Below are 24,306 nucleotides of genomic sequence, written 5' to 3'. Positions count from 1 at the left end.
ACCCCGTTTCTGGGCCCGCCCCAGCTGCGGCGGCGAGCCCGGGCGGCATTCGAGGCTGCGACCGGGCCTCCCGGGGTGCGGGCGGCGCCTGACCCGGGCCAGCTCCCCCCTCGACTCCGACTCGCGTTCGATCTCTTCGCCAGACACCGGCGATGACGCCTCCGGGCGCGCCGCTCCCCCGCACGTATTCGAACAGGCGTATCATTCCGGCTGTGGCTGATACCTTTCCGTCCGACCTGATCGACGCCCAGCGTCGTCTCCACCGGGCCAACGCCGAGTACAGGGCCCTGTGCCGGGCCTTGCCCTGGTCGGTGGAGCCGTTGGAGGGCTGGGCGGGCGAGGAGCACCCGCATACCGGCGTCGTCACCGGGGGCCGCGCGGGGAGTCCGGGTTACACCGACGAGCAGAAGACGGAAGAGGCTCGACTCTGGGCCCTGGTTCGGGAGCTGTCGATCGAGGTGTCGACGCACCCGTACTGGTCGACCGTGGAGGGCGAGCCGCGGGTGACGGCCCGTATGACGCTGAAGAACCACCCCGACACCGCGCCGGCGGACACCACGACCGCGTAACGAGGCGGCGAGCCATGCCCGAGCTGACGCCGGAGGAGCGTCTCGACAAGCAGAGGACGTTGCGCGACTGGCTTCGGTGGCAGCTCTCCCAGTCCGACGAAGCGATTCGGCGCCTTGAGCGACAGGTGGAGGAAGACCGGCGGCGTCGCGAGGTGGCCCGCGTCGAGATGAGCTGGAAGCTCCAGCCGCCGCGCGCAGACGGCGCGCAGCCCATGCTGCACCGCGGCAACTGCGGGCTCTTCAAGACCCTGACCGGATACCTGGACAAAGAGCATGTCGTGATCGCGTTCGATCAGTTCCCGGACCTGGAGATGTGCGAGATCTGCGCGCCCTGGGGACTCCTGGGCATACCGAACCCGACGCCACGGAGGCCGTCGCCGTAGGGGGTGTCCGGTACTTCGGCGTACGGCACCGGTGCGAGGTCACCGTCAGCCGTAGGCTGGGGCCTCATGCGCGACGGACAGGAGACTGAGGTGGCCGGGACGACGGTGGCCGAGGTGATGGCCGACTTGGCCGTGCTCGAGGACCCGAAGATGCGCGAGGCGAACGAGAAGCGCGGTGACGATCACGGCGTGAACCTCGGCAAGCTCCGCGCGCTCGCGAAGCAGCTCAAGACGCAGCAGGATCTCGCGCGCGAACTCTGGAAGACGGATGACACCGCGGCGAGGCTCCTGTCGATCCTGATCTGTCGTCCGAAGGCATTCGAACGGGACGAGCTGGACACCATGTTGCGGGACTCGCGCGCCCCCAAGGTCCACGACTGGCTCGTGAACTACGTGGTGAAGAAGAACCCGCACTCCGAAGAGCTGCGCCTCGCCTGGTCCGCGGATCCGGATCCGGTGGTCGCGAGTGCCGGCTGGGCCCTGACCACCGAGCGGGTGGCGAAGAAGCCCGGAGGCCTCGACCTCGCGGGACTGCTCGATGTCATCGAGGCGGAGATGAAGGACGCCCCGGACCGTCTGCAGTGGGCGATGAACCACTGCCTGGCCCAGATCGGCATCGAGCACGCCGAGTACCGCGCCCGCGCGATCGACATCGGCGAGCGCCTGGAAGTGCTCAAGGACTACCCGACTCCCCCGAACTGCACGTCCCCGTTCGCTCCCGCCTGGATCGCCGAGATGGTGCGCCGTCAGCACGCCGGATAGAACCGGACAGAACCGGCCGGCTCACACGCTCGGACCGCGCGCCGGCTGACGCGCTCGGACCGGAGCCCGCCGGCTGACGCGCTCGCACCGCGCACCGGCCGGCTGCAACGCTCGGTCGCAGCCGGCCCGCGCGGCGCCGGTCGGGATCCGTCGTCACGCGACTCCGCCTCCGTTCCGGCGACGGTGTCCGTGACAGCGTCGGTCAGGCGCCGACGTACTCCGCGAGATGCTCGCCGGTGAGGGTGGAGCGAGCGGCGACCAGATCGGCCGGCGTGCCCTCGAAGACGATCCGGCCCCCGTCGTGGCCGGCTCCGGGGCCGAGGTCGATGATCCAGTCGGCATGCGCCATGACCGCCTGGTGGTGCTCCACGACGATCACCGACTTGCCGGAGTCGACGAGCCGGTCCAGCAGGCCGAGGAGCTGCTCGACGTCGGCGAGGTGGAGGCCGGCGGTCGGCTCGTCGAGCACGTAGACGCCGCCCTTCTCCGCCATGTGGGTCGCCAGCTTGAGCCGCTGCCGCTCGCCGCCCGACAGTGTGGTCAGCGGCTGGCCGAGGCTGAGGTAACCGAGCCCGACGTCGGCGAGCCGGACCAGGATGCGGTGCGCTGCCGGCGTGTGTGCCTCGCCCGCGCCGAAGAACTCCTCGGCCTCGGTCACCGACATCGCCAGCACCTCGCTGATGTCGCGGCCGCCGAGGTGGTACTCCAGCACCGACGCCTGGAACCGCTTCCCCTCGCAGTCCTCGCAGGGGGTGGAGACGCCGGCCATCATCGCCAGGTCGGTGTAGATGACGCCGGCGCCGTTGCAGGTGGGGCAGGCGCCTTCGGAGTTGGCGCTGAACAGCGCCGGCTTCACGCCGTTGACCTTCGCGAACGCCTTGCGGATCGGCTCGAGCAGTCCCGTGTACGTCGCCGGGTTGCTCCGCCGCGAACCCTTGATCGGGCTCTGGTCGACCGAGACCACACCCTCGCCGGCGGGGATCGAGCCGTGCACGAGCGAGCTCTTGCCGGAGCCGGCTACGCCGGTGACGACGGCGAGCACGCCGAGCGGGACGTCGACGTCGACGCCCTGCAAGTTGTTCGCCGTCGCGCCGCGGATCTCCAGCGCGCCGGTGGGCTTGCGCACCGTCTCCTTGACGGCGGCCCGGTCGTCGAGATGGCGGCCGGTGACGGTGCCGCCGGCCCGCAGCCCCTCGACGGTGCCCTCGAAGCAGACGGTGCCGCCCTCCGTACCGGCGCCGGGGCCGAGGTCGACGACGTGGTCGGCGATCGCGATCACCTCCGGCTTGTGCTCCACGACGAGCACCGTGTTGCCCTTGTCCCGCAGCCGCAGCAGCAGGTCGTTCATCCGCTTGATGTCGTGCGGGTGCAGGCCGATGGTGGGCTCGTCGAAGACGTACGTGACATCGGTGATGGAGGAGCCGAGGTGACGGATCATCTTGACGCGCTGCGCCTCGCCGCCGGACAACGAGCCCGCCGGCCGGTTGAGCGAGAGGTAGCCGAGCCCGATCTCCACGAAAGAGTCGAGGGTCTGCTGCAGCGCGGTGAGCAGCGGCGCCACCGACGGTTCCTTCAATCCGCGGACCCACTCGGCGAGGTCCCTGATCTCCATCGCGCAGGCGTCGGCGATGCTGATCTTGTCGATCTTCGACGACCTGGCGCCTTCGCTGAGCCGGGTGCCGTCGCACTCGGGACAGACGGTGAAGGTGACCGCCCGCTCCACGAACGCCCGGATGTGCGGCTGCATCGCCTCCTTGTCCTTGGACAGGAACGACTTCTGGATCTTGGGGATCAGCCCCTCGTAGGTGAGGTTGACGCCGTTGACCTTCACCTTGGTCGGCTCACGGTAGAGGAAGTCGTGCATCTCCTTCTTGGTGAACCTGCGGATCGGCTTGTTCGGGTCGAGGAAGCCCGACTCGGCGTAGATCCCCACGGTCCACACGTTGTCCGACTTCCAGCCGGGGATGGTGAACGCGCCCTCGGCGATCGACTTGGAGTCGTCGTAGAGCTGGGTCAGGTCGATGTCGGAGACCGTGCCGCGGCCCTCGCAGCGGGTGCACATGCCGCCGGTGCGCTCGAAGGTCGCCTTCTCTGCCTTGGTCTTGGCGCCGCGCTGCACGGTGATCGCGCCGCTCGCCCGGACCGACGCGGTGTTGAAGGAGTACGCGCTGGGCGGGCCGATGTGCGGCTTGCCGAGCCGGCTGAAGAGGATGCGCAGCATGGCGTTGGCATCGGTGGCGGTGCCGACCGTGGAGCGCGGGTCGGCGCCCATGCGCTGCTGGTCGACGGAGATCGCGGTGGTCAGTCCGTCGAGGACGTCGACCTCGGGTCGCGCGAGCGTCGGCATGAAGCCCTGGACGAAGGCGCTGTACGTCTCGTTGATCAGCCGCTGCGACTCCGCGGCGATCGTGTCGAACACCAGCGAGCTCTTGCCCGAGCCGGAGACGCCGGTGAACACCGTCAGCCGGCGCTTCGGGATCTCGATACTGACGTCCTTGAGGTTGTTCTCGCGCGCGCCGTGCACGCGGATCAGATCGTGGCTGTCGGCAGCATGCAGCGCAGGCGACTGCGTGTCCGTCCTCTTGGCCATGCTTATCGTTTCTCCATCTGTCGGGCGGGGCCGCTTCTCGCGGTCTCCGTCGGCGTCGCCTGGCTCGATCCGACCAGCCTCGAGCAGTATGTCTGGTTGTCGTACGTCGTCACCGGTCGCTGCGATCGGCGCACCGTTCAGCGCAGCTCCTGGATGCGGATCAGGTTGCCGGCGGGATCGCGGACGGCGCAGTCGCGGACACCGTACGGCTGCTCGGTCGGTTCCTGGATGATCTCGGCGTCGTCGGCCTGCAGCCGCGCGAAGGCGCCGTCGAGATCGGCGGTGGCCAGGAGGACGCGGGCGTAGGTGCCCTTGGCCATCATCTCGACGACGGTGCGGCGCTCGTGGTCGGTGACGCCGGGGTCGGCGACCGGCGGCTCCAGGACCAGGGACGTGCCGGGCTGGTCGGCGGGGCCGACCGTGATCCAGCGCATCCCGTCGTACCCGACGTCGTTGCGGACCTCGAAGCCGAGAGTGTCGCGGTAGAAGGCCAGGGAGGCGTCCGGGTCGGTGTGCGGGAGAAAGCTCGCGTGAATGCTGACGCTCATGGCAGCCACGCTAGGCGCGGCCCGGGGGCCGGCGCTTCTCGATTCCTGACCGGTCCTGCCGGCTTTCTCCCGCAGCCGGCGAGGCCGCATGAGCAGCCCACGGCGAAGGCCCCGACCGATCATGGTCGGGGCCGCAGCCGTGCCGTCATGGCCGTCATGGCCGTCATGGCCGTCAGAGGTCCTCGGCGTCAGAAGAGGCCCTCGCAGCCCTGCCGGCACGTACTGGTCTTCACCGTGGAGCCGAACGGCCCGCACCCTTCCCGTTGTTACGCAGCAGATCCGCGGCGCTGCGCGACACCAGCGGTTCACGCCTCGTCACTCGCCGCGCCAGACGTTGTCGAAGGCGGCGTCCTCGATGCCGCGGCGCTGACGGACCGCTTCCAGTTCCCTGACCGCGTCGTTGACGGCGGCCAGAACGGTCACGGTCGCGTCGTCGGCGAGGTGGTCGAGGTCTTCGGCCGGCTCGTCGCGGAGTCCGGCGGCGGCCCCGAGGACGGCGAGGACGGGCTCGCCCGACGTCCAGCGGTCGTCCGCGCGACGGCGGGCCGGTGAGTCGACCAGGGTGATTCGGTCGGACCGGAGCGGGATCCAGCGGTGGCGCTGCCGGGTGACCTGTCCTTCGGCCTCCAGGGCGGCGAGATAGGCCGAGGAAAGACCGCGGCCCCGACGCCACAGCCAGTCGTCGACGGACTCGTACGGCGTCTCTCGGGCGAGCGACGACGCCGCCTCCTGCAACAGACGATCTTCGATCTGCGGCTGAAGGCCGGGCACGATGCGCTCGCCGTCCACCGTGACGGCCTGGCTGTCGATGAGGTCGAGCAGTTCGGCTCCTGCGAGGGCGAGCGACAGCTCGCCCTGCTCGACAGGACGGTCGGACGCGACGTCCATGGTGACGATCAACAGGTCCCACGGTGTGGTCATGACGGGGCTCCACGTCGAAGGCTTGGATGGCCGTACGTCGCCCGAAGGCCGACCCGGCGCCCCGTGCGGGACCGGGGCACGACGGCCGCGTGCGACAGGCCGGGCCCGGCGCCGCGGACAGGGTCCGACGACGGGACCTGCGAGCGGTTGACCGACTGCGGCTCGAGGGAACGCTCGTACCGGTTCGGCATGTCGTCCAGCATGCCCTACCACCACTATGTGGCGCGAGGGACCGATGCGCAGCACGACAGCGGCCGCGTTCGTGGGGACGGCTGAGTTCGACCACGGAGACGAGGGCGAAGGCGTGGACTTCGACTGTCTCTGCCGTTGAGGCGGATCGTTCCGGCATGGTGCTCGGCTTCTCGTCCTGCTGCGGCTGCTATTGCGGCTCCTCCTGCTGTTGCGGCTGCTCGGGCTCAACCGGCTGCTCAGGCTGCTGGGGCTCCTCCGGGGGTTGCTGCGGCTCCTCCGGCTGCGCCGGGCGCTCCGGGAGCTGCTGCTCCGATTGCTTTGGTTCCTCCGGCTGTTGCGGCTCTTCCGGCTCGACCGGCTGCTGAGGCTGCTCCGGCTCGACGGGCTGCTCGGGCTGCACTGGCTTCTCGGGCTCGACGGGCTGCTCGGGCTGTTGCGGCTTGTCCGGCTCAACCGGCTTCTCGGGCTCAACCGGCTTCTCCGGCTGCTTCGAGGGCCCCTCGTCCTTCTTCTCGTCCTTGCCCTTCTTCTCGTCCTCGCTCTTCTTCTCGTCCTTGCCCTTCTCCTTGTCCTCGTCCTTCTTCTCGTCCTCGTCCTTCTTCTCGTCCTCGTCCTTCTTCTCGTCCTCGTCCTTCTTCTCGTCCTCGTCCTTCTTCTCGTCCTCGCTCTTCTTCTCGTCCTCGTCCTTCTTCTCGTCCTCGCTCTTCTTCTCGTCCTCGTCCTTCTTCTCGTCCTCGCTCTTCTTCTCGTCCTCGTCCTCGCCCGAGGACTCCTCCGGAGTCTCGGTGGCCGGCTCCGGCAGGACCGGGACCGACGTACCTGGGGGTTGGCCCTTCGGGGGAGGAACGCGGTGGTCGCTCTTGCCCTGCGTGTCTCCGCTCGGGCGCTCGAACCATCCCTTGGTGTCCTGGTCGAACATCGTCACCGTCTTCATCGGCTTGGCCGCGGGAACGACCGCGACGATGTTGGCGGGCTGGAACGACGACCACTTCTCGCCCGTGAGCTGTTGATCGCCCTTGACGGCGACGGCCGGGGCCAGGGGGTTGCCGCAGGCGCAGCGAACGCGCGGTACGCCGCGGTTGTCGACGAGGACGGCCGTGCCGGACTGCAGGATCGCTTGATAGCTCGTGGCCGCGCCGTTCCTGTAGCCGTGGTTGGTGACCCGGGTGTCCCAGCTCAGCCGCGCAGGTGTCAGCGACCGCAGATACGTGGGGATTTCAGGCTGCTGGATGCCCAGAGCACCGGCGAAGGCCTTCCCTTTGGTGTCGTCCTGGACGAGGAACGTGATCTGCTTCTCCACGTCGCAGCTCGCGACGTTCTGCGTGCCCCCGTAAAGCCCCGGGTGCGCGCCGCTGACCGCGACGGCGCGTGCGCCGATTCTTGATGTGCCCGAGCCGGACGGGACTTCGGTGCCCGTGGAGTCGGTCGCTGCCGACGGGGTGAACGGATCGCGGCCGGCGGCCGAGGCGGTCTGGAGGAAGATCTCTCCGCCGGCCTTGGTCCCGCCCATGAGCGTGAGCGCGAGGATCACCGCCATCGCCACGACGACAGCGGTGCCGGCGCTCACCAGGGTGAGCCGTGTCCGCCACCACGACGCGGGTCCTCCTCGGCCCCGGCCGCGGCCGGGCTCGTCGGGTTGGCCTGGGTGGTCACCGACGGTCGGTGGGCCGGGAGGTCCCGGAGGGGGCGGAGGCTCAGGAGGCCCAGGAGGAGGGGGCGGGCGCAGCTCGTCCGTCGGCCGGCCGGACAGGGGACCGGACGGGGGGCCGGACGGCGATCCGGACTTGGGGTCGGTGGGGCGCTCGGAGGGAGGAGGCGCGGAACTCACGGCTCTCTCCCCGAGAACAGAGACATCGGGAAAATGATGTTTACCCTCATTTGCCCTCCTTCTGGCCATTATGGTCGCCGCACCCGAGAGATGTGGATCATGAGGGCGCGGAGGGCGCTCTCGAAATGCGCCCGCACCTCAGTAGGCCCCGGCCGCACAGGCGGCGTCATGCCGCTGGTTTTCGGGGCTTGACAGGCGCCGGCGACACCCATGGACCGGTCGCGGCCCCGCGGAGAGCCGCGTCGCGCGGGCACCGAAGATCCGGCGCGGTTCCAGGATCACCTGGGCTATTTCGTGACATCCGTCACGCCGAATTCGGCACTAGGTCTGCCGAATAGTAGAGAGCCTCCATATGGACATATGAGACTTGTCCGTCTTGAAAGAGACATGTCCCGCAGGGGATGTGGGGGCATTCGACCCGCTCGCCGGATCCGCCCGTTTGTCGAACTCTCAGAGGATTCTGACGACCCGACAGATGGAGCCGATCATTCCGGAAGCCGGTCCAGCATGCCTGTGCGCTCATTTCAAGAGGCGTCAGGCCCTACGAGCCGAAGTAGTACCGAGGCTCATTGCCCTGTGCGCGCGGCGCTCTTAACAATGGCGGCCGCAAAGGCGTCTCCGCAGCTCAGCGCAGGACCAGTGCTGAGCCGAACCGTTCCGGGGGCGCTCCGCGAATACCGAGTGAGGTCAGGCATGAGGAAGCACCGCAGGAAGACGCATTACCGGAAGATAACCATCGCCGCCGTCGCCTTGAGCGCTGTGGCCGTGCCTTCCGTAGCCATGGCCTGTATGGATCCGCAGGAAACTCCCGGAAGCCAGGAGACCCAGGGAAGCCAGCAGAGCCGGGGCGGCAAGTCCTGGGGCGACTGGCAGAACGCCTCAGCCGACAAGCAGGGACAGCAGGGACAGCACGGACAGCGGTGGCAGCACGGCGGCTGGGACTGGAAGAAGAAGTCCGGCGGCGAGCAGGGTGGCTCGGAAGAGGCCGGTGCTCAGCCCACCGCACCGAGCGCGCCCACCGCACCGAGCGCACCGACCACGTCGGCTCCCCAGGCTCCCGCTTCCCCGAGCGCCCCGAAGCCCGCCGCGTCCCCGAGCAAGCCCGCGGCCGCCGCTCCCGCCTCCGGTGCCGTCGCCCGCGTCGTGCAACTCGTCAACAGCGAGCGCAGCAAGGCCGGGTGCAGCCCGGTGACGGTGAACGCCAAGCTGACCAAGGCCGCCCAGGACCACAGCAAGGACATGGCGGCTCACCGCAACATGTCCCACGACGGCTCCGACGGCTCGAACCCGGGCGACCGGATCACGCGCGCCGGCTACAGCTGGAGCACGTACGGCGAGAACGTCGCCTACGGCTACGACACCCCCGAGCAGGTCATGGCGGGCTGGATGTCCAGCCCGGGCCACAAGCGCAACATCCTGAACTGCGAGTTCAAGGAGATCGGCGTCGCCCTCGCGCAGCCCGACAACTACTGGACCCAGGACTTCGGCACGGCACGATAGCCGCCCCGCCGTCACCTGGCGACGTACGAACGGCGAAGGGCCCCGACCGCGACGGTCGGGGCCCTTCGCCGTGGCGTCGCCCACCCCGCACGGGAGTGATTCCTGGAGTGATTCGGAAGAATCTTCCGCGAGGTGTCGAGAAGCGCGCACCGGCTCCGACGTCCCCTGTGAGAGTTGCCCACGACGGGTGACGGCGCATCCGAGGGAGCGAAGTCATGAAGTATCTGGTGATGGTCCAGGGCACGCAGGCCGACTACGAGGCGATGCGCGGACGGCCGTCGCAGCACAGCCCGCTCTGGAGCGAGAAGGATCTGCAGGCGATGTTCTCCTTCATGGAGGGGATCAACAACGACCTGGCCGAGTCCGGTGAGCTGGTGGACGCGCAGGGCCTGGTCGAGCCCGCGAAGACCCGATTCGTGAGCGTGGACGGCGAGGGGCGCCCGGTGATCTCGGACGGTCCGTACGGGGAGACGAAGGAGCTGCTCGCCGGATACTGGGTGCTGGACTGCGCGAGCCTGGAGCGGGTCACGGAGATCGCCGCCCGGGTCGCCCGCTGCCCGGTCCCCGAGGGCGCGCCCGAATACCCGGTGGTGATCCGGCCCATCCAGGACGCCGCGGGCGATCTGTGCTGACGCGACCGGGTCCCGGCGGGTCCGGCCCGAGGCCCTCCGTGAGGCGCGCGTGAGACGTACGACCGAGGTCGAGGACCTGCTGCGGCTGCACGCTCCGCAGGTCCTCGGCGCGCTCGTACGCCGTTACGGACACTTCGGGCCCGCCGAGGACGCCGTACAGGAGGCGCTGCTCGCCGCAGCGCAGCAGTGGCCGGAGACCGGCGTGCCGGACAATCCGCGTGGCTGGCTGATCAGGGTCGCCTCGCGCCGGCTGACCGATCAGCTGCGCAGCGACGAGGCACGGCGGCGGCGGGAGGAGACGGCGGCGCAGCTCACGCCGCGCGACGCGTTCACGGCGCCGCCGCCCGGTGAGGGCCGGGCCCCGTCCGAGGACGACACGCTCACGCTGCTGTTCCTGTGCTGCCACCCGGTGCTCACACCCGCCGCGCAGATCGCGCTGACACTGCGCGCGGTCGGTGGTCTGACGACGGCCGAGATCGCCCGCGCGCTCCTCGTCCCCGAGGCGACGACGGCGCAGCGGATCAGCCGGGCCAAGGCGAAGATCAAGGGCGTGCCGTTCCGCCGGCCGGGTCCCGAGGACCGCGACGAGCGGCTGGCCGCCGTCCTCCAGGTGCTGTATCTGATCTTCAACGAGGGCTATACGGCCACGTCCGGGGCCACTCTGCACCGCGCGGACCTCGCCCAGGAGGCGATCCGGCTGACCCGGGCCGTGCGCCGGCTGCTGCCCAGGCAGGGTCAGGTCACCGGGCTGCTGGCCCTCATGCTGCTCACCGACGCCCGCAGCGCGGCGCGCACCGGGCCGCACGGCGAGCTGATCCCGCTCGACGAACAGGACCGCACGCGGTGGAACCGCGACGCGATCGCCGAGGGCACGGCGCTGGTGGAGGAAGCCCTCTCGGAGGGCCCGGCCGGCGCATACCAGCTGCAGGCGGCGATCGCCGCCCTGCACGACGAGGCGGCGCGGGCGGAGGACACCGACTGGCCGCAGATCCTCGCCCTGTACGACGTGCTCGTGCGCCGTGCGCCCGAGCCGATGGCCCGACTGGGCAGGGCGGTGGCGCTCGCCATGGTGGAGGGGCCCGAGGCGGGACTGGCCGAAGTGGCCGCGCTGGAGGACCGGTTGGCGGGCCATCACCGGCTGGACGCCGTACGCGCCCATCTGCTGGAGAGGGCCGGGGACCGGGAGGGCGCCCACGCGGCCTACCAGCGAGCTGCCGAGCGGACGCTCAGCGCGCCCGAGACCCGCTATCTCCAGATGCGTGCCGCCCGGCTGCGGCAGGACCGCGGCGGGGAGTGAGGCGGGAAGGAAGTCCTGACCGGACTCTGGCCATTCACCCGACCCGCCAGTAGCTTACCGCCGGTAACTCTCTGTCCTTCTCCTGCCCCACGCCCTTCAGGAGTGCGCCGTGAAGACAGCACTGCCCCCTGCCGTCGCCGCCCTCGCCGCAGCACTGGCCCTCACCGCGGCATCCGCCGCCCCGGCCTCCGCGACCTCACCGGTCACGTCCACGGCCGAGGCCGCCGGACTCCGCGAGGTGCTGTTCGTCGGGAACAACTGGGAAGGCACCGCCGACGTACTGGAATCGTCCGGAGCGCTGACGAAAGTCGGCCGGATCAACGTCGTCCCCGACAAGGACGAGCGGCTGCTGGAGATCTACCTCAACCCTGTGAAACTGGCCTACTTCCTGGGGATACGGACGACGGTGGGCGAGGGCCACGACCAGTTCGTGGACGACATGTACTCGACCCCCGACGGGTCCGCCGTCGTGGTCTCCCGCCCCAGCTTCGCCGACGTCGTGTCGATCGATGTCGCCACGGGCAGGGTCAACTGGCGCTTCCCCGTGTCCGGTTACCGCGCCGACCACATGGCCGTCTCCCCGGACGGCACGCGCGTCGCCGTGTCCGCCTCGACGTCCAACACCGTCCATGTACTCGACATCGGCACCGGCCGCCAGACCGGCTCGTTCAGAACCGGCGACAAGCCGCACGAGAACGTCTTCAGCAAGGACGGCAAGCGCATCTGGAACATGGCCATCGGCGAGGTCAACACCGCGCTCGACGACCCGTTCTGGGACTGGACGAAGGGCGACCGGAAGATCACGGTCGTCGACGCGAACACCTACGAAACCGTCAAGGTCATCGACATGCGGCAGCGGCTGGACGCCTTCGGCCGCGGCGATCTGTCCGACGCGGTACGGCCGGTGGCCTTCTCGCCCGACGAGTCGAAGCTGTACTTCCAGGTGTCGTTCTTCAACGGCTTCCTGGAGTACGACGTGGCGACCGACCGGATCACCCGGCAGAAGACGCTCCCGAGGAACCCTGCCACCAGCGAGGACCGCACGACCTGGGTCAACGACTCGCGCCACCACGGCATGTCGATGAGCCCGGCGGGCGACAAGATCTGCATCGCCGGGACGATGGACGACTACGCGACGGTCGTCGACCGGGCCACCCTCCAGGAAGGGCCGCTGGTCCCGGCCTCGAAGCCCTACTGGGCCACGGTGAGCGGGGACGGGAAGTCCTGCGTCGTCTCCGAGAGCGGCGCCGACTCGGTCACCGCGATCGACTTCGCGACCGGCCGGAAAGTGGCGTCCGTGCCGGTCGGGGACCATCCGCAGCGGGTACGGCTCGGCCATGTGCCGGCCGACTGGACGAGCCCCTCGGCCGCGCGGTAGCAGCACGCACGGCACGACCACCGGCATATACCGTCCGACGGCGGGGTGGCGCCGCTCACCGGCGTCACCCCGGGGACGGCTTTCCCTCCGGCCCGACAGCATCCCTGGGGCAGGCCGCCTCTCCGGAGCGCCGGCATCCCCGGATGCCGGCGTTCCCTCCGCCCGACCGCATCACGAGGGCAGACCGCCCCTCCGCCCGGCCTCGGCCCCGGGGCTGGCGGTCCCTTCGTCCCGGCGGCACGATCGGAGCATGACACGCACGTTTGACCATCTGGTCGCCGAGGCCGAGTCCGTGTCGGTGGCCGGATGGGACTTCTCCTGGCTGGACGGGCGCGCCACCGAGCAGCGCCCCTCCTGGGGCTACCAGCGGCTCATGAGCGAGCGGCTGGCGCAGGCCTCCGCCGCCCTCGACATCCAGACCGGCGGCGGCGAGGTCCTCGCCGGAGCCCCGAAGCTGCCGCCGCTGACGGTCGCCACCGAGGCCTGGCCGCCGAACGTGGAGAAGGCCACCCGGCTGCTCCACCCGCTGGGCGCCGTCGTCGTCGTGGACCCGGACGAGCCGCCGCTGCCGTTCGGCGACGAGGCCTTCGACCTGGTCGTCAGCCGGCACCCGGTGACCGTCTGGTGGGACGAGATCGCGCGCGTACTGCGGCCCGGCGGGACGTATCTCTCCCAGCAGGTCGGACCCGCCAGCGTCTTCGAACTGGTCGAGTACTTCCTCGGGCCCCAGCCGGAGGAGGCGCGCCGCGCCCGTCATCCCGACGACGCGCGCACCGCCGCCGAGGCCGCGGGGCTGGAGATCACCGACCTGCGGTCCGAGTCGCTGCGCACCGAGTTCTTCGACATCGGCGCGGTGATCTACTTCCTGCGGAAGGTGGTGTGGATGGTGCCGGGCTTCACCGTGGCCCACCACCGCGACCAGCTCGGGGAGCTGCACGACCGGATCGAGGCGGAGGGCCCGTTCGTCGCCCGAACCACCCGCTTCCTGATCGAGGCCCGTAAACCGGCCGGCGAACCGGCCCGCGAACCGGCCCGCGAACGCGCCTGACGCCGGACGTGCGTCGCGCCCGCGCGGGAGGGATCATCAGGGAATGAACCCCACCATTCATCTCGCCCAGCAGGCCGACGCCGACGAGCTGCTCGGACGCAGTCCGCTCGCCGCGCTCGTCGGCATGCTGCTGGACCAGCAGGTCCCGATGGAGTGGGCCTTCGCGGGCCCGTACACGATCGCCCAGCGCATGGGCACCGAGGACCTCGACGCGCACGACATCGCCGCCCGGGACCCGGAGGCCTTCGTCGCGCTGCTGTCCGAGAAGCCGGCCGTGCACCGCTATCCGGGGTCCATGGCCAAGCGGATCCAGCAGCTGTGCCAGTACCTGGTGGACGAGTACGGCGGCGACCCGACCGCGCTGTGGAAGGACGTGGCGACCGGCAAGGAGCTGCTCGCGCGTCTGAACGCGCTGCCCGGGTTCGGCAAGCAGAAGTCCCAGATCTTCCTGGCCCTGCTGGGCAAGCAGTTCGGTGTCACCCCGCAGGGCTGGAGGGAGGCGGCAGGGGCGTACGGCGAGGCCGGCTCGTACCGTTCGGCGGCCGACATCACCGGTCCGGAGTCACTGGCCAAGGTCCGTGCGCACAAGCAGGAGGTGAAGCGGGCGGCGAAGTCAGCCAAATGACTCACAAGTACGCCCGAAGACGTACCAGTTGATGACGATGCTGCTGAATATCACGTGAGTTGCGGCACATCTGTTCACAGAACACTCAGAGATCGCTAACTTCCCATCAACCTCGTTCGCACCGGGAAGGACCTCTGTGAAGGCAACCCATCGCAGAGCAGTGGCCACCGTGGCCGCAGCCGCACTCGCGACCCCGCTCCTGCTGGCATCAGCCTCGCCCGCCACCGCTCACCGGCACGACCCTGCCAAGGAAGCGGCGAAGGAAGCGGCCAAGCTCTCCAAGAAGCTGGTCCGCGAGTCGTCCGCCAAGGACGCTTTCAAGCACCTGCAGAAGCTGCAGCAGATAGCCGACAGCACCGGTGGCCACCGCGCCGCCGGATCGCTGGGCCACGACGCCTCTGCCGCGTACGTCTACCAGCAGCTGAAGAAGGCCGGGTACGACGTCTCGTACCAGAACTTCGAGTTCATCTACACCGAGACCCAGGCAGAGAAGCTGTCGGTGGTCTCGCCCGCGCCCCGCGACATCGCGATATCGGCGATGACGTACACCAAGTCGACGCCCGTGGGCGGCATCAAGGCCGATCTGGCCGCCGTGCCCGTCGACGCCGACGGCACCACGGGCTGTGAGCCCGGTGACTTCGCGTCCGGGACCTTCACCGGCAAGGTCGCGCTGGTCCAGCGCGGTGGCTGCACGTTCGCCATCAAGCAGGAGAACGCGGCGGCCGCGGGCGCGGTCGGCGCGATCATCTACAACAACACCGAGGGCGCGCTGTCCGGGACGCTCGGCGACCCGGCGGCCGGAAAGATACCCACCGGCGGCATCACCCAGGCCGAGGGCGTCAAGCTCGCCGCAGACCTGGCCAAGGGCCCGGTGAACATCGCCTTCGAGGTGCGCCAGCTCCAGGAGAAGCGCACCACCCGCAACGTCATCGCGGAGACCCGGCACGGGAACGCCGCCAACACGGTGATGCTCGGCGCCCACCTCGACTCCGTGACGGCCGGCCCCGGCATCAACGACAACGGCTCCGGCTCGGCCGGTCTGCTCGAAGTCGCCCTGGAGCTCGCCGAGTCCCACAAGCGGCCCGCCAACAAGGTGCGGTTCGCCTGGTGGGGCGCGGAGGAGAACGGTCTCCTCGGCTCGGAGCACTACGTCGCGAACCTCAGCGCCCTGGGCAAGAAGGAAATCAAGCTCTACCTGAACTTCGACATGATCGCGTCGCCGAACTACGGCCTGTTCGTGTACGACGGCGACGACTCGGACGGCGTCGGCGCGCCCGCCGGACCGGCAGGCTCCGCCCAGCTGGAGCGCGACATCAACGAGTTCATGGACAAGCAGGGCATGCCGCACGAGGGCACGGACTTCACCGGCCGCTCCGACTACGGCCCGTTCGTCGAGGCCGGCATCCCGTCCGGCGGCACCTTCACCGGCGCGGAGGGCATCAAGACCGCCGCGCAGGCCGCGAAGTTCGGCGGCACGGCCGGTGTCGCGTACGACGCGTGCTACCACGCCAAGTGCGACGACATCAAGAACATCAACATGAAGGCGTTCGACGCCAACGTGGACGTCATCGCCAACGCGGTCGGCACCTACTCGCAGGACCTGAGCTCGCTGCGCAAGCCGGTGACCACCGTCCCGACGGACGGTGACGCGGGCAGCGGTGGCGGTCTCCACGACGGCCACGACCACGAGGTCACCGAGTAACCGGGTGACCGAGTGACCGGGGCTCCGCCCCGGACCGTTCCCCGCGCCTCCGGGCACGGGGAACCCTCACCACGAACGCCGGTGGGGCTTCCCCCGAAGCCCCACCGGCGCTTTCCGTTAGGGCACTCCGCTTCCCGGACGGCACTCACCGGCCGTCCCGGCCATCACCGGTCCGTCCCGGCCCTCACCGCCGCCGGCGTGACGCCGTCCCGAAGAGCGAGCGCGAGATCTCGCGGCCCAGTTGGGTGCCGACCGAGCGGGCGAGCGACTTGAAGAGACCACTGCCCATCACCTGGCCGACGAGCGACTCGTCCCGCGCGGCGCGGGGGGCGCGTGCCTCACGGGCCGTCTCCTTCGCCGCCTCGGCCTCCTGCGCGGCCCTCAGCGCCGCCGCCTCCGCCGCCTGCTGCTCCGCCGTCAGCTTCTCGTACGCCGACTCCCGGTCCACAGCCTGTGCGTAGCGCGCGTACAGCACCGAGGACTTCACCGCCGTGTCCAGCGCGGCCGCGTCGACCGGACCCATCAGCGACTCCGGAGCCCGCAGCCGCGTCGCCGCGACCGGCGTCGGCACGCCCGTCTCGCTCAGCACGGTGACGACCGCCTCTCCGGTGCCCAGCGAGGTGAGGACCTCCTCCAGGTCGTACGCCGACTTCGGGAACGTCCGCACCGTCGCCTTCAGCGCCTTCTCGTCGTCCGGTGTGAACGCCCGCAGCGCGTGCTGCACCCGGTTGCCGAGCTGCGCCAGCACATCGCCCGGCACGTCCTTCGGCGTCTGCGTCACGAAGAAGACCCCCACCCCCTTCGAGCGAATCAGCCGCACCGTCTGGGTGATCGACTCCAGGAACGCCTTCGACGCCCCGCTGAACAGCAGATGCGCCTCGTCGAAGAAGAACACCAGCTTGGGCCTGTCGAGGTCGCCGACCTCCGGCAGCCCGCCGTACAGATCCGCGAGCAGCCACATCAGGAAGGTGGAGAAGAGCTGCGGCTTGTCCTGCACGGCCGGGAGTTCCAGCACCGACACGAGCCCTCGCCCGTCCGGCGCCGTCCGCAACAGCTCCCCGGTGTCGTACTCGGGCTCCCCGAAGAAGTCCCCCGCGCCCTGCTGTTCGAACGCCGTGATCGCCCGCAGGATCACTCCGGCCGTCGCCGTCGACAACCCGCCGATGCCCTTCAGCTCCGGCTTCCCGGTGTCGGAGACGAGGAACGCGACCACGGCCCGCAGGTCCTTCAGATCCACCAGCTCCAGGCCCTTGGCGTCGGCGTAGTGGAAGATCAGGCCCAGCGACTGCTCCTGCGTCTGGTTGAGCTCCAGCACCTTGGACAGCAGCACGGGGCCGAAGTCGGTGACGGTGGCCCGGACCGGGATGCCGTGCCCGATGCCGCCCAGCGCGTAGAACTCGCAGGGAAAGCCCGCCGCCTGCCACCGCTGGCCCACCTGCCCGGCCCGCGCGGTGGTCTTCTCCCCGCCCTGGCCGGGCGCGGAGATGCCCGAGACATCGCCCTTGATGTCGGCGAGGAAGACGGGAACGCCGTTCGCCGACAGCTGCTCCGCGATCAGCTGGAGCGTCTTGGTCTTGCCGGTGCCGGTCGCTCCGGCGACCAGACCGTGGCGGTTGAGCATGCCGAGCGGGATCCTGATCTGCGCCTGCGGGAGGCACTGTCCGTCCCAGAGCAGGGCGCCCAGGTCGAGGGCGGGTCCGGGGAAGGCGTAGCCGGCGGCGATCTCCCCGGCCTCGGGGGACAGTGCTCCGGCCCCGGACTGGCCGGCGGACGGCGGCGGCTGGTCGGGCTCAGTCATGACACGGCCCCTACTTCCCGGTTTGCTCGGCTTTCGCGGGGTTTTGACCAGCATCGCACCGGCGCCGCCTGGCTGCGCCGACCGCCGCTTGCCCGGTAGGCTTTCCGTGTGATCTTCAAGCGCATCGGTAACGGGCGGCCGTATCCCGACCACGGCCGGGAAAGCACCCGGCAGTGGGCGGATGTCGCGCCGCGCCCGGTCCGCCTCGATCAGCTCGTGACCACCAAGGGCCAGCTGGATCTCGAGACCCTGCTCGCCGAGGACTCCACGTTCTACGGCGACCTCTTCGCGCATGTCGTGAAGTGGCAGGGCGATCTGTATCTCGAGGACGGACTGCACCGCGCCGTGCGCGCCGCGCTCCAGCAGCGCCAGGTGCTGCACGCGCGGGTGCTCGAAATGGACTGAGGATCGAGCCTGCCGCCGTGGGGTGCCGTTTCACGACCCGTACGGCGGAGCTTCCGGTCCATACGGACGCAGCGAGATGATCGTTAAGTAGGCATAGCCCCGGGACCGCATTACGCTGCGCCCATGAGCATGCTCACTCCCCCCGGCATGGGCGGAAAGTACCGCATTACGGGCAATGCCTATCCGCGCATGCGCCGCCCTCGTCGCCGCCGCAGGATCGTGCTCGCAGTCGTCGCCGCCGTGGCCGTCCTCGGCGTCGGTGGCTGGGGAACGCTGCAGCTCATCGACGTCTTCTCGGGCGACGGCACGAAGACCACGGCGAAGAGCCGCGCCACGGCCGCCTGCCGGCCACAGCCCGCACCGTCCGCCGCGCCGGCGCCGCCGAAGCCCGGCCAGATCACGGTGAACGTCTACAACGCCACCCCCCGCAGCGGCCTCGCCAAGGCCACCGCCGACGAGCTGCAGAAACGCGGCTTCACCATCGGCAAGGTGGGCAACGCCCCGGCGGCCTACGACAAGAAGGTCCCCGGCGCCGCACTGCTGCTGGGAGCGCCGACCGCGTACGACGGGCCCTTCCGGGTGCTCGGTACGCAGCTGGCCGGGGCTCAGCCGAAGGCCGACGCCCGGACGACCACGGACGTCGACCTGATCATCGGCACCGCCTTCAAGACCCTCAACACCAAGCCGGTCGCCGACAAGGCACTGGTCGCCCTGACGAAGCCCGCGACGGTCCCGGGGAAGTGCTGAGCCGGTGCGGCCCGGCAGGCACCCACCGAGCGCGCCTGCCGAGCGCGGCTACTCCGCCGAGCCGTACATCCGGTCGCCCGCGTCTCCCAGGCCCGGGACGATGTAGCCCTGCTCGTTGAGCCGCTCGTCGACCGAGGCCGTCACGACCGTCACCGGCGTGCCCGCGAGCTCGCGCTCCATCAGCTCGACACCCTCCGGCGCCGCCAGCAGCACCACCGCGGTCACGTCGTCCGCGCCGCGCTTGATCAGCTCCTGGATCGCCGCGACCAGCGTGCCGCCCGTGGCGAGCATCGGGTCGAGGACGTACACCTGGCGGCCCGAGAGGTCCTCCGGCATGCGCGTCGCGTACGTCGACGCCTCCAGGGTCTCCTCGTTGCGGATCATGCCGAGGAAGCCCACCTCGGCGGTCGGCAGCAGCCGCACCATGCCGTCGAGCATGCCGAGCCCGGCCCGCAGGATCGGCACGACGAGGGGGCGCGGCCGGGAGAGCTTGACGCCCGTGGTCCGCGCCACCGGCGTCTGGATGTCGATCTGCTCGGTGCGCACGTCGCGCGTGGCCTCGTACGCGAGCAGCGTCACCAGTTCGTCGGCGAGACGCCGGAAGGTGGGGGAATCGGTGCGCTGGTCGCGCAGGGTGGTGAGCTTGTGCGCCACCAGAGGGTGGTCGACGACGTGGATCCGCATGGACCCAACAGTAGCCGGGGCCGGCATCGGAACGCCCCGGGGAGGGAAGGTGGGACATAGCCTTCCAGCGCATAGGTGGTGTGCCGATGCCCGAGCGGGAACAGCAGGACCAGGAGCAGCGGCGGGAACCGGAGGAGGATCCGGTGAGCGACGCGGAGCGCAGGCGCCGGCGCGCCCAGTTCCTCCGCGAACTGCACGAGGCGAAGGCCCTGCGTGACCGCGTCCAGCCCCGCCGGGCCCGTGCGGCACGGATGCGCCAGGTGATGCGTATGCGTTCCTTTCGCTGGTGAGCCTCGGTGTGCCCCCGATGGACCCGCACGGCGCATTCGGTGAGCCCTCTCACTGAACGCGTGCACGACGCAACGCCGGAAGACCTCTCGCGACGCCGCTGTTTCTGCCACGATTCCGAGTGGGCGGGGCACGAGCAGCGCACCGCCGGTCGTCACAACTCTGATCAGTGGGAGAGTCACGGTGTACTTCGCCGCACTGCTCGCGCGCACCGAAGACGGGTGGGAAGCGAGCGACACAGAGCTCGACGATGTGGAGACCCTGTCGGATCTGACCGACTTGGCCCGCGAGGCCTCGGTGAGCGAGGACACGGTGCTCGCCTTCATCGAGCAGGAAGACGCATGGTTCGGCATCGTCCGGGTGGACGGCGAGGAAGATCCTCGCATCTGGGTCTCGGACGCCGCCTCGGCAGCCCGCTCCTCCTACGGAGCGATGCTCACGGATGAGCTGATCGGCAAGGACGAGGAGGAGGACGACGAACTGGACTCACTCAACCTCGACGGCACGGAGGACGGCGAGCCCGAGTCCGAGGACGACTCGGCCGAGGAGTCGGACGCGGTCCCGGCGGGGCCGCTCGGAGACACCGATCTGCTCGCGGACCTCGGGATGTCCGCGAGGCAGCTGAGCGCGCTCAGTACGGACGCGCTGACCGAGATCGCCGACACGCTCGGCGCCTCCGAGATCCTGGAGGCCGTCCGCTAGTGACGGACCCGAAGGACCCGCACGACCCACAGGACCCGGTGCGGGCGCCGTGGGAGGCGTCCATGCGGCTCGCGCTCGACGAGGCCGCGCGTGCGCCGCTGGCCGGGGACGTCCCGGTCGGCGCCGTCGTGCTGGCCGGGGACGGCACGGTCCTGGCGACCGGTCACAACGAACGCGAGCTGACGGGTGACCCGACCGCGCACGCGGAGGTGCTCGCACTGCGCCGGGCGGCCGCCGAGCGTGGCAGCTGGCGGCTGACCGGCTGCACGCTCGTCGTCACGCTGGAGCCGTGCACGATGTGCGCGGGCGCGCTGGTGCTGTCCCGGGTGGACCGGGTGGTCTACGGCGCGCGGGACGAGAAGGCGGGTGCCGCCGGCTCGCTCTGGGACGTCGTGCGCGACCGGCGGCTCAACCACCGGCCGGAAGTGATCCACGGGGTGCTGGAGGCGGAGTGCGCGGAGCAGCTGACCGCGTTCTTCCGCGGCCCCCGTGACGGTGCCGTGGACGACCCGCGGGACGGCCTCGCGGACCGCTGATCGATACCGATTTCAGAGCACGGCCCACCTTGGGCTAAGCTCTCTCCCGGTAGCGTGTCCGAGCGGCCGAAGGAGCTCGCCTCGAAAGCGAGTGTGGCGCAAGTCACCGAGGGTTCAAATCCCTCCGCTACCGCTCTCATGAAGGGCCCCGGCGCTGACTCAAGCCCGGGGTCCTTCATCATGTACGCGTGCGCCCCCGCGCGCGGGCGCGTCCGGACGCGGTCGCATCCGGCCGCGGGTGTGGCGCACGCATGAGGAGGCCCCGGCCGTTCGGGGGATCGGGCCGGGGCTTCCGCTCTGGTCGGGGGAAGCGGCATTCGGGGGGACTCGCCGCTTCCCCCGATGAGGCCGGCCCACAAGTCCAGCGCCGTTCCGGGGAGGGAAGCACACGGCGCGGAACCCCGCAGTGGGGCACGGTTCCTCACCCATCGGATTCCTGCCAGATCCTCCGGGTTCACCCTCAATACTGCTGGTGGGGAAGGCTGGTACGGCCAGGCGAAGGACCCCGATCTCAGGGTCCTTGGTCCTTAAACGCTCAGCTAGACTCACGCGTCCGCACAGGGGTCGCACGGGAGGCAGGACTGATGGTGCAAACGAAGAAGATCGCTCTCTATGTGGTCGTCGTCTTCGTGCTGTACACGATCATCACGTCCCCGGCCCGGGCAGCCGACCTCGTCCAGGTGGGCTTCGAGGGCATATCGAGCGCCGCGCAGGGTGTCGGCGAGTTCATGACCGAGCTCATCAACTAGACCGCCACCCCTCCGGGCCGGCCGCGACACCCCGCGACCCTCGGACGGCCGCCGGGCAGTGGCGTGAGATCGCCGGCCGGACGACCACCGACTACGACAACCGAACCGCCGGCTCACCCCCGGCTTCCCGGGCTCCCACCGTAAAGGTGTGGGGCCTTTTGTTACTTCTGCACCAACTTGCCCTCAACACGGCGTTATGGGGTGCTTGAACACAGCGGACATGTCTTGTGATGCTATGACCGCTTTTTGATGGATGAGTTGACCCGTCGTTGACCACTGACGTTGACCACTGACGTTGACCACTGACGTTCGACCGCCGACGTTGACCGCTGTTCGACCGCGAAGGGGTGGCGTGACCGTGCCGGCCAGTACTGCGCCTCAAGTGCCGCCCCAGAACGAGAGCGAGGGCAGGGCCAAACCCCAGAGCCGGGGCGCGGACACCAGGGCGCTGACCCAGGTGCTGTTCGCCCAGCTCAAGGACCTGGAGCCGGGCACCCCCGAGCACACCCGGGTGCGGGCCGCGCTGATCGAGGCCAACCTGCCGCTGGTGCGGTACGCGGCGGCGCGCTTCCGCAGCCGCAACGAGCCGATGGAGGACGTGGTCCAGGTCGGCACGATCGGCCTGATCAATGCGATCGACCGCTTCGACCCGGAGCGCGGGGTGCAGTTCCCGACGTTCGCCATGCCGACCGTGGTCGGCGAGATCAAACGTTACTTCCGGGACAACGTACGGACCGTGCACGTACCCCGCCGACTGCACGAGCTGTGGGTGCAGGTCAACGGCGCGACCGAGGACCTGACCACGGCGCACGGCCGGTCCCCCACCACCGCGGAGATCGCGGAACGGCTGAAGATCTCCGAGGAGGAGGTCCTCGCCTGCATCGAGGCGGGGCGGTCGTACCACGCGACCTCACTGGAGGCCGCACAGGAGGGTGACGGGCTGCCCGGCCTGCTCGACCGGCTCGGCTACGAGGACCCGGCGCTGGCCGGAGTCGAGCACCGCGACCTCGTACGCCATCTCCTCGTACAGCTGCCCGAACGCGAGCAGCGGATCCTTCTGCTGCGCTACTACAGCAATCTGACGCAGTCCCAGATCAGCGCGGAGCTCGGGGTGTCACAGATGCATGTGTCAAGGCTCCTCGCCCGTAGCTTCGCACGATTGAGATCCGCAAACAGGATCGAGGCGTAACCGAAACGGGTAGACCCCTTTCGGCCCATTTCGAGGCACACGAAAGCCGCAAACCCCCTTTTTCCTGCGGCGATCTGACGCTCCGTTGTCGACTTGTCACTACAGCGTGTTGCCGACATGTGACATTCTGCGGGAACCGCGTTTGCCGCGGGCCTGCCTCCGGTATTCAGGTGGAGGCTGCGTTCCACCGATGGTCGCGGCCCACGCGACCGTCCGCGACCTCCAGGGGGTGGCATGTCCGCAGAACAGGGCAGCTCGAAGGTGCTCACGCTCACGCAGAGCGCTCCCTCGCCCGACGCGCCCCCGGCGCCCGAGCCGATGTCCGCGCCGGAGCCGGCGCCCGCCGCCATGGACGCACCCGTGGCCATGGACGCACCCATGCCGGTGGACGCGCCGGGAGCCATCGACACCCGCACGCTCTCGCGCTCGCTCTTCCTGCGACTGGCCGCCCTCGACGAGGACAGCCCGGAGCGTACGTATGTACGCGACACCCTGATCGAGCTCAACCTGCCGCTGGTGCGGTACGCGGCGGCCCGCTTCCGCAGCCGCAACGAGCCGATGGAGGACATCGTCCAGGTCGGCACGATCGGCCTCATCAAGGCGATCGACCGCTTCGACTGCGAACGCGGCGTGGAGTTCCCGACGTTCGCCATGCCGACCGTCGTCGGCGAGATCAAGCGCTTCTTCCGTGACACGAGCTGGTCGGTGCGGGTGCCGCGCCGGCTGCAGGAGCTGCGCCTCGCGCTGACGAAGGCGAGCGACGAGCTGGCCCAGAAGCTGGACCGCTCGCCGACGGTGCCCGAACTCGCGGCGGTCCTGGGCGTGTCGGAGGAGGACGTGGTCGACGGCCTCGCCGTCGGCAACGCGTACACCGCGTCCTCGCTGGACTCGCCCTCCCCCGAGGACGACGGCGGCGAGGGTTCGCTCGCGGACCGCCTCGGATACGAGGACAGCGCGCTGGAGGGCGTCGAGTACCGCGAGTCCCTCAAGCCGCTCCTGGCCAAGCTCCCGCCGCGCGAGCGCCAGATCATCATGCTGCGGTTCTTCGCGAACATGACGCAGTCGCAGATCGGCGAGGAGGTCGGCATCTCCCAGATGCACGTCTCCCGCCTGCTGACGCGCACGCTGGCGCAGCTGCGCGAGGGCCTCATCGCGGACTGAGCGACCGCGACTTCCGGTGAGGGCCGACGCCCTCACTCCCCCACCGACGGGGTGCCTGACACGTCGTCGGCG

General features: G+C 69.9%; 24 protein-coding genes and 1 tRNA gene. 19 read left to right on the top strand and 6 right to left on the bottom strand.

Features of this window, described 5'->3' with window-relative positions; all coding sequences use genetic code 11:
- Positions 1 to 212: 212 nt before the first annotated feature.
- From ACIQMR_RS07430 to ACIQMR_RS07420, 3 genes are all read left to right on the top strand, one after another.
- A complete protein-coding gene (locus ACIQMR_RS07430) occupies positions 213 to 569 on the top strand; it encodes a hypothetical protein (protein ID WP_401383932.1) in 357 nt (118 codons plus the stop codon).
- 14 nt (positions 570 to 583) lie between these two features.
- On the top strand, positions 584 to 952 hold the full coding sequence (locus tag ACIQMR_RS07425) for a DUF6233 domain-containing protein (protein WP_401383930.1): 369 nt from the start codon (positions 584 to 586) through the stop codon (positions 950 to 952).
- A 66-nt stretch (positions 953 to 1,018) separates the two neighbouring features.
- The gene (locus tag ACIQMR_RS07420; RefSeq protein WP_401383927.1) at positions 1,019 to 1,714 is read left to right on the top strand and encodes a DNA alkylation repair protein; all 696 of its coding nucleotides are present in this window, start codon (positions 1,019 to 1,021) and stop codon (positions 1,712 to 1,714) included.
- Between the two features lie 202 nt (positions 1,715 to 1,916).
- Here the strand turns inward: ACIQMR_RS07420 and ACIQMR_RS07415 are convergent, their stop codons facing one another.
- The 4 genes from ACIQMR_RS07415 to ACIQMR_RS07400 all read right to left on the bottom strand — a co-directional run bounded on the left by ACIQMR_RS07415 (position 1,917) and on the right by ACIQMR_RS07400 (position 7,532).
- Positions 1,917 to 4,310, bottom strand: coding sequence for an ATP-binding cassette domain-containing protein (locus ACIQMR_RS07415; RefSeq protein WP_401384117.1), 2,394 nt, complete (start codon positions 4,308 to 4,310; stop codon positions 1,917 to 1,919).
- Positions 4,311 to 4,441: 131 nt separating this feature from the next.
- Positions 4,442 to 4,852 carry a VOC family protein gene (locus tag ACIQMR_RS07410; RefSeq protein WP_401383925.1) on the bottom strand — a complete coding sequence of 137 codons (411 nt, stop codon included), beginning with the start codon at positions 4,850 to 4,852 and terminating at the stop codon, positions 4,442 to 4,444.
- 315 nt (positions 4,853 to 5,167) lie between these two features.
- Entirely contained in the window at positions 5,168 to 5,773 is a 606-nt protein-coding gene (locus tag ACIQMR_RS07405) for a GPP34 family phosphoprotein (protein ID WP_401383923.1), read from the bottom strand.
- 379 nt (positions 5,774 to 6,152) lie between these two features.
- Positions 6,153 to 7,532 carry a DUF6777 domain-containing protein gene (locus ACIQMR_RS07400; protein ID WP_401383921.1) on the bottom strand — a complete coding sequence of 460 codons (1,380 nt, stop codon included), beginning with the start codon at positions 7,530 to 7,532 and terminating at the stop codon, positions 6,153 to 6,155.
- Positions 7,533 to 8,486: 954 nt separating this feature from the next.
- Between ACIQMR_RS07400 and ACIQMR_RS07395 the strand changes: the two genes are divergently transcribed.
- The 7 genes from ACIQMR_RS07395 (at position 8,487) to ACIQMR_RS07365 (ending at position 15,975) form a co-directional block, all read left to right on the top strand.
- Complete coding sequence (locus ACIQMR_RS07395) at positions 8,487 to 9,293, top strand: CAP domain-containing protein (RefSeq protein ID WP_401383919.1); 807 nt, start codon at positions 8,487 to 8,489, stop codon at positions 9,291 to 9,293.
- 215 nt (positions 9,294 to 9,508) lie between these two features.
- Positions 9,509 to 9,925: a YciI family protein gene (locus tag ACIQMR_RS07390; RefSeq protein WP_401383918.1), complete on the top strand. Its 417-nt coding sequence runs from the start codon at positions 9,509 to 9,511 to the stop codon at positions 9,923 to 9,925.
- A 49-nt stretch (positions 9,926 to 9,974) separates the two neighbouring features.
- The gene (locus tag ACIQMR_RS07385; RefSeq protein WP_401383917.1) at positions 9,975 to 11,222 is read left to right on the top strand and encodes an RNA polymerase sigma factor; all 1,248 of its coding nucleotides are present in this window, start codon (positions 9,975 to 9,977) and stop codon (positions 11,220 to 11,222) included.
- Positions 11,223 to 11,331: 109 nt separating this feature from the next.
- Complete coding sequence (locus ACIQMR_RS07380) at positions 11,332 to 12,600, top strand: YncE family protein (protein WP_401383914.1); 1,269 nt, start codon at positions 11,332 to 11,334, stop codon at positions 12,598 to 12,600.
- Positions 12,601 to 12,850: 250 nt separating this feature from the next.
- The gene (locus ACIQMR_RS07375; RefSeq protein ID WP_401383913.1) at positions 12,851 to 13,648 is read left to right on the top strand and encodes a class I SAM-dependent methyltransferase; all 798 of its coding nucleotides are present in this window, start codon (positions 12,851 to 12,853) and stop codon (positions 13,646 to 13,648) included.
- Positions 13,649 to 13,691: 43 nt separating this feature from the next.
- Complete coding sequence (locus ACIQMR_RS07370) at positions 13,692 to 14,273, top strand: HhH-GPD-type base excision DNA repair protein (protein WP_401383911.1); 582 nt, start codon at positions 13,692 to 13,694, stop codon at positions 14,271 to 14,273.
- A 160-nt stretch (positions 14,274 to 14,433) separates the two neighbouring features.
- Entirely contained in the window at positions 14,434 to 15,975 is a 1,542-nt protein-coding gene (locus ACIQMR_RS07365; protein WP_401384114.1) for a M28 family metallopeptidase, read from the top strand.
- A 184-nt stretch (positions 15,976 to 16,159) separates the two neighbouring features.
- On the opposite strand, the gene ACIQMR_RS07360 is transcribed toward ACIQMR_RS07365, so the two are convergent.
- Positions 16,160 to 17,773, bottom strand: coding sequence for a helicase HerA-like domain-containing protein (locus tag ACIQMR_RS07360; protein WP_401383908.1), 1,614 nt, complete (start codon positions 17,771 to 17,773; stop codon positions 16,160 to 16,162).
- A 108-nt stretch (positions 17,774 to 17,881) separates the two neighbouring features.
- On the opposite strand from ACIQMR_RS07360, the gene ACIQMR_RS07355 reads away from it, so the two are divergent.
- Both ACIQMR_RS07355 and ACIQMR_RS07350 read left to right on the top strand, forming a co-directional pair.
- Complete coding sequence (locus ACIQMR_RS07355; RefSeq protein ID WP_006377352.1) at positions 17,882 to 18,178, top strand: type II toxin-antitoxin system VapB family antitoxin; 297 nt, start codon at positions 17,882 to 17,884, stop codon at positions 18,176 to 18,178.
- A 123-nt stretch (positions 18,179 to 18,301) separates the two neighbouring features.
- Positions 18,302 to 18,925: a LytR C-terminal domain-containing protein gene (locus tag ACIQMR_RS07350; RefSeq protein WP_266379965.1), complete on the top strand. Its 624-nt coding sequence runs from the start codon at positions 18,302 to 18,304 to the stop codon at positions 18,923 to 18,925.
- A 48-nt stretch (positions 18,926 to 18,973) separates the two neighbouring features.
- On the opposite strand, the gene upp is transcribed toward ACIQMR_RS07350, so the two are convergent.
- Complete coding sequence (upp, locus tag ACIQMR_RS07345; RefSeq protein ID WP_401383905.1) at positions 18,974 to 19,609, bottom strand: uracil phosphoribosyltransferase; 636 nt, start codon at positions 19,607 to 19,609, stop codon at positions 18,974 to 18,976.
- 86 nt (positions 19,610 to 19,695) lie between these two features.
- Between upp and ACIQMR_RS07340 the strand changes: the two genes are divergently transcribed.
- From ACIQMR_RS07340 to ACIQMR_RS07310, 7 genes are all read left to right on the top strand, one after another.
- Complete coding sequence (locus ACIQMR_RS07340) at positions 19,696 to 19,899, top strand: hypothetical protein (RefSeq protein ID WP_266379971.1); 204 nt, start codon at positions 19,696 to 19,698, stop codon at positions 19,897 to 19,899.
- A 181-nt stretch (positions 19,900 to 20,080) separates the two neighbouring features.
- Positions 20,081 to 20,599, top strand: coding sequence for a hypothetical protein (locus ACIQMR_RS07335; RefSeq protein ID WP_401383903.1), 519 nt, complete (start codon positions 20,081 to 20,083; stop codon positions 20,597 to 20,599).
- Positions 20,600 to 20,661: 62 nt separating this feature from the next.
- Positions 20,662 to 21,135 carry a tRNA adenosine(34) deaminase TadA gene (gene tadA, locus ACIQMR_RS07330; RefSeq protein ID WP_401384111.1) on the top strand — a complete coding sequence of 158 codons (474 nt, stop codon included), beginning with the start codon at positions 20,662 to 20,664 and terminating at the stop codon, positions 21,133 to 21,135.
- A 48-nt stretch (positions 21,136 to 21,183) separates the two neighbouring features.
- A tRNA-Ser gene (locus tag ACIQMR_RS07325) sits at positions 21,184 to 21,268 on the top strand.
- 451 nt (positions 21,269 to 21,719) lie between these two features.
- Positions 21,720 to 21,884 (top strand): hypothetical protein, encoded by a 165-nt coding sequence (locus tag ACIQMR_RS07320; RefSeq protein WP_266379977.1) that lies wholly within the window; start codon positions 21,720 to 21,722, stop codon positions 21,882 to 21,884.
- A gap of 382 nt (positions 21,885 to 22,266) precedes the next feature.
- Positions 22,267 to 23,073 carry an RNA polymerase sigma factor SigF gene (locus tag ACIQMR_RS07315; RefSeq protein ID WP_401383901.1) on the top strand — a complete coding sequence of 269 codons (807 nt, stop codon included), beginning with the start codon at positions 22,267 to 22,269 and terminating at the stop codon, positions 23,071 to 23,073.
- A 234-nt stretch (positions 23,074 to 23,307) separates the two neighbouring features.
- On the top strand, positions 23,308 to 24,234 hold the full coding sequence (locus ACIQMR_RS07310) for an RNA polymerase sigma factor SigF (protein WP_266379983.1): 927 nt from the start codon (positions 23,308 to 23,310) through the stop codon (positions 24,232 to 24,234).
- The last annotated feature ends 72 nt before the right edge of the window (positions 24,235 to 24,306 follow it).

This window comes from Streptomyces sp. NPDC091376 (assembly GCF_044757085.1).
GTDB lineage: Bacteria > Actinomycetota > Actinomycetes > Streptomycetales > Streptomycetaceae > Streptomyces > Streptomyces pratisoli.
The sequence above is the reverse complement of the archived record's forward strand: the minus strand, read 5'-3'. Positions and strand labels throughout refer to the sequence as shown.

Coding starts and splice junctions, on each gene's coding strand:
- ACIQMR_RS07375 (WP_401383913.1), top strand. CDS start 12,851: ATGACACGCACGTTTGACCATCTGGTCGCCGAGGCCGAGTCCGTGTCG.
- ACIQMR_RS07405 (WP_401383923.1), bottom strand. CDS start 5,773: ATGACCACACCGTGGGACCTGTTGATCGTCACCATGGACGTCGCGTCC.
- ACIQMR_RS07340 (WP_266379971.1), top strand. CDS start 19,696: ATGCCCGAGCGGGAACAGCAGGACCAGGAGCAGCGGCGGGAACCGGAG.
- ACIQMR_RS07390 (WP_401383918.1), top strand. CDS start 9,509: ATGAAGTATCTGGTGATGGTCCAGGGCACGCAGGCCGACTACGAGGCG.
- ACIQMR_RS07410 (WP_401383925.1), bottom strand. CDS start 4,852: ATGAGCGTCAGCATTCACGCGAGCTTTCTCCCGCACACCGACCCGGAC.
- ACIQMR_RS07425 (WP_401383930.1), top strand. CDS start 584: ATGCCCGAGCTGACGCCGGAGGAGCGTCTCGACAAGCAGAGGACGTTG.
- ACIQMR_RS07360 (WP_401383908.1), bottom strand. CDS start 17,773: ATGACTGAGCCCGACCAGCCGCCGCCGTCCGCCGGCCAGTCCGGGGCC.
- tadA (WP_401384111.1), top strand. CDS start 20,662: ATGCGGCTCGCGCTCGACGAGGCCGCGCGTGCGCCGCTGGCCGGGGAC.
- ACIQMR_RS07370 (WP_401383911.1), top strand. CDS start 13,692: ATGAACCCCACCATTCATCTCGCCCAGCAGGCCGACGCCGACGAGCTG.
- ACIQMR_RS07320 (WP_266379977.1), top strand. CDS start 21,720: ATGGTGCAAACGAAGAAGATCGCTCTCTATGTGGTCGTCGTCTTCGTG.
- ACIQMR_RS07350 (WP_266379965.1), top strand. CDS start 18,302: ATGAGCATGCTCACTCCCCCCGGCATGGGCGGAAAGTACCGCATTACG.
- ACIQMR_RS07395 (WP_401383919.1), top strand. CDS start 8,487: ATGAGGAAGCACCGCAGGAAGACGCATTACCGGAAGATAACCATCGCC.
- upp (WP_401383905.1), bottom strand. CDS start 19,609: ATGCGGATCCACGTCGTCGACCACCCTCTGGTGGCGCACAAGCTCACC.
- ACIQMR_RS07310 (WP_266379983.1), top strand. CDS start 23,308: ATGTCCGCAGAACAGGGCAGCTCGAAGGTGCTCACGCTCACGCAGAGC.
- ACIQMR_RS07420 (WP_401383927.1), top strand. CDS start 1,019: ATGCGCGACGGACAGGAGACTGAGGTGGCCGGGACGACGGTGGCCGAG.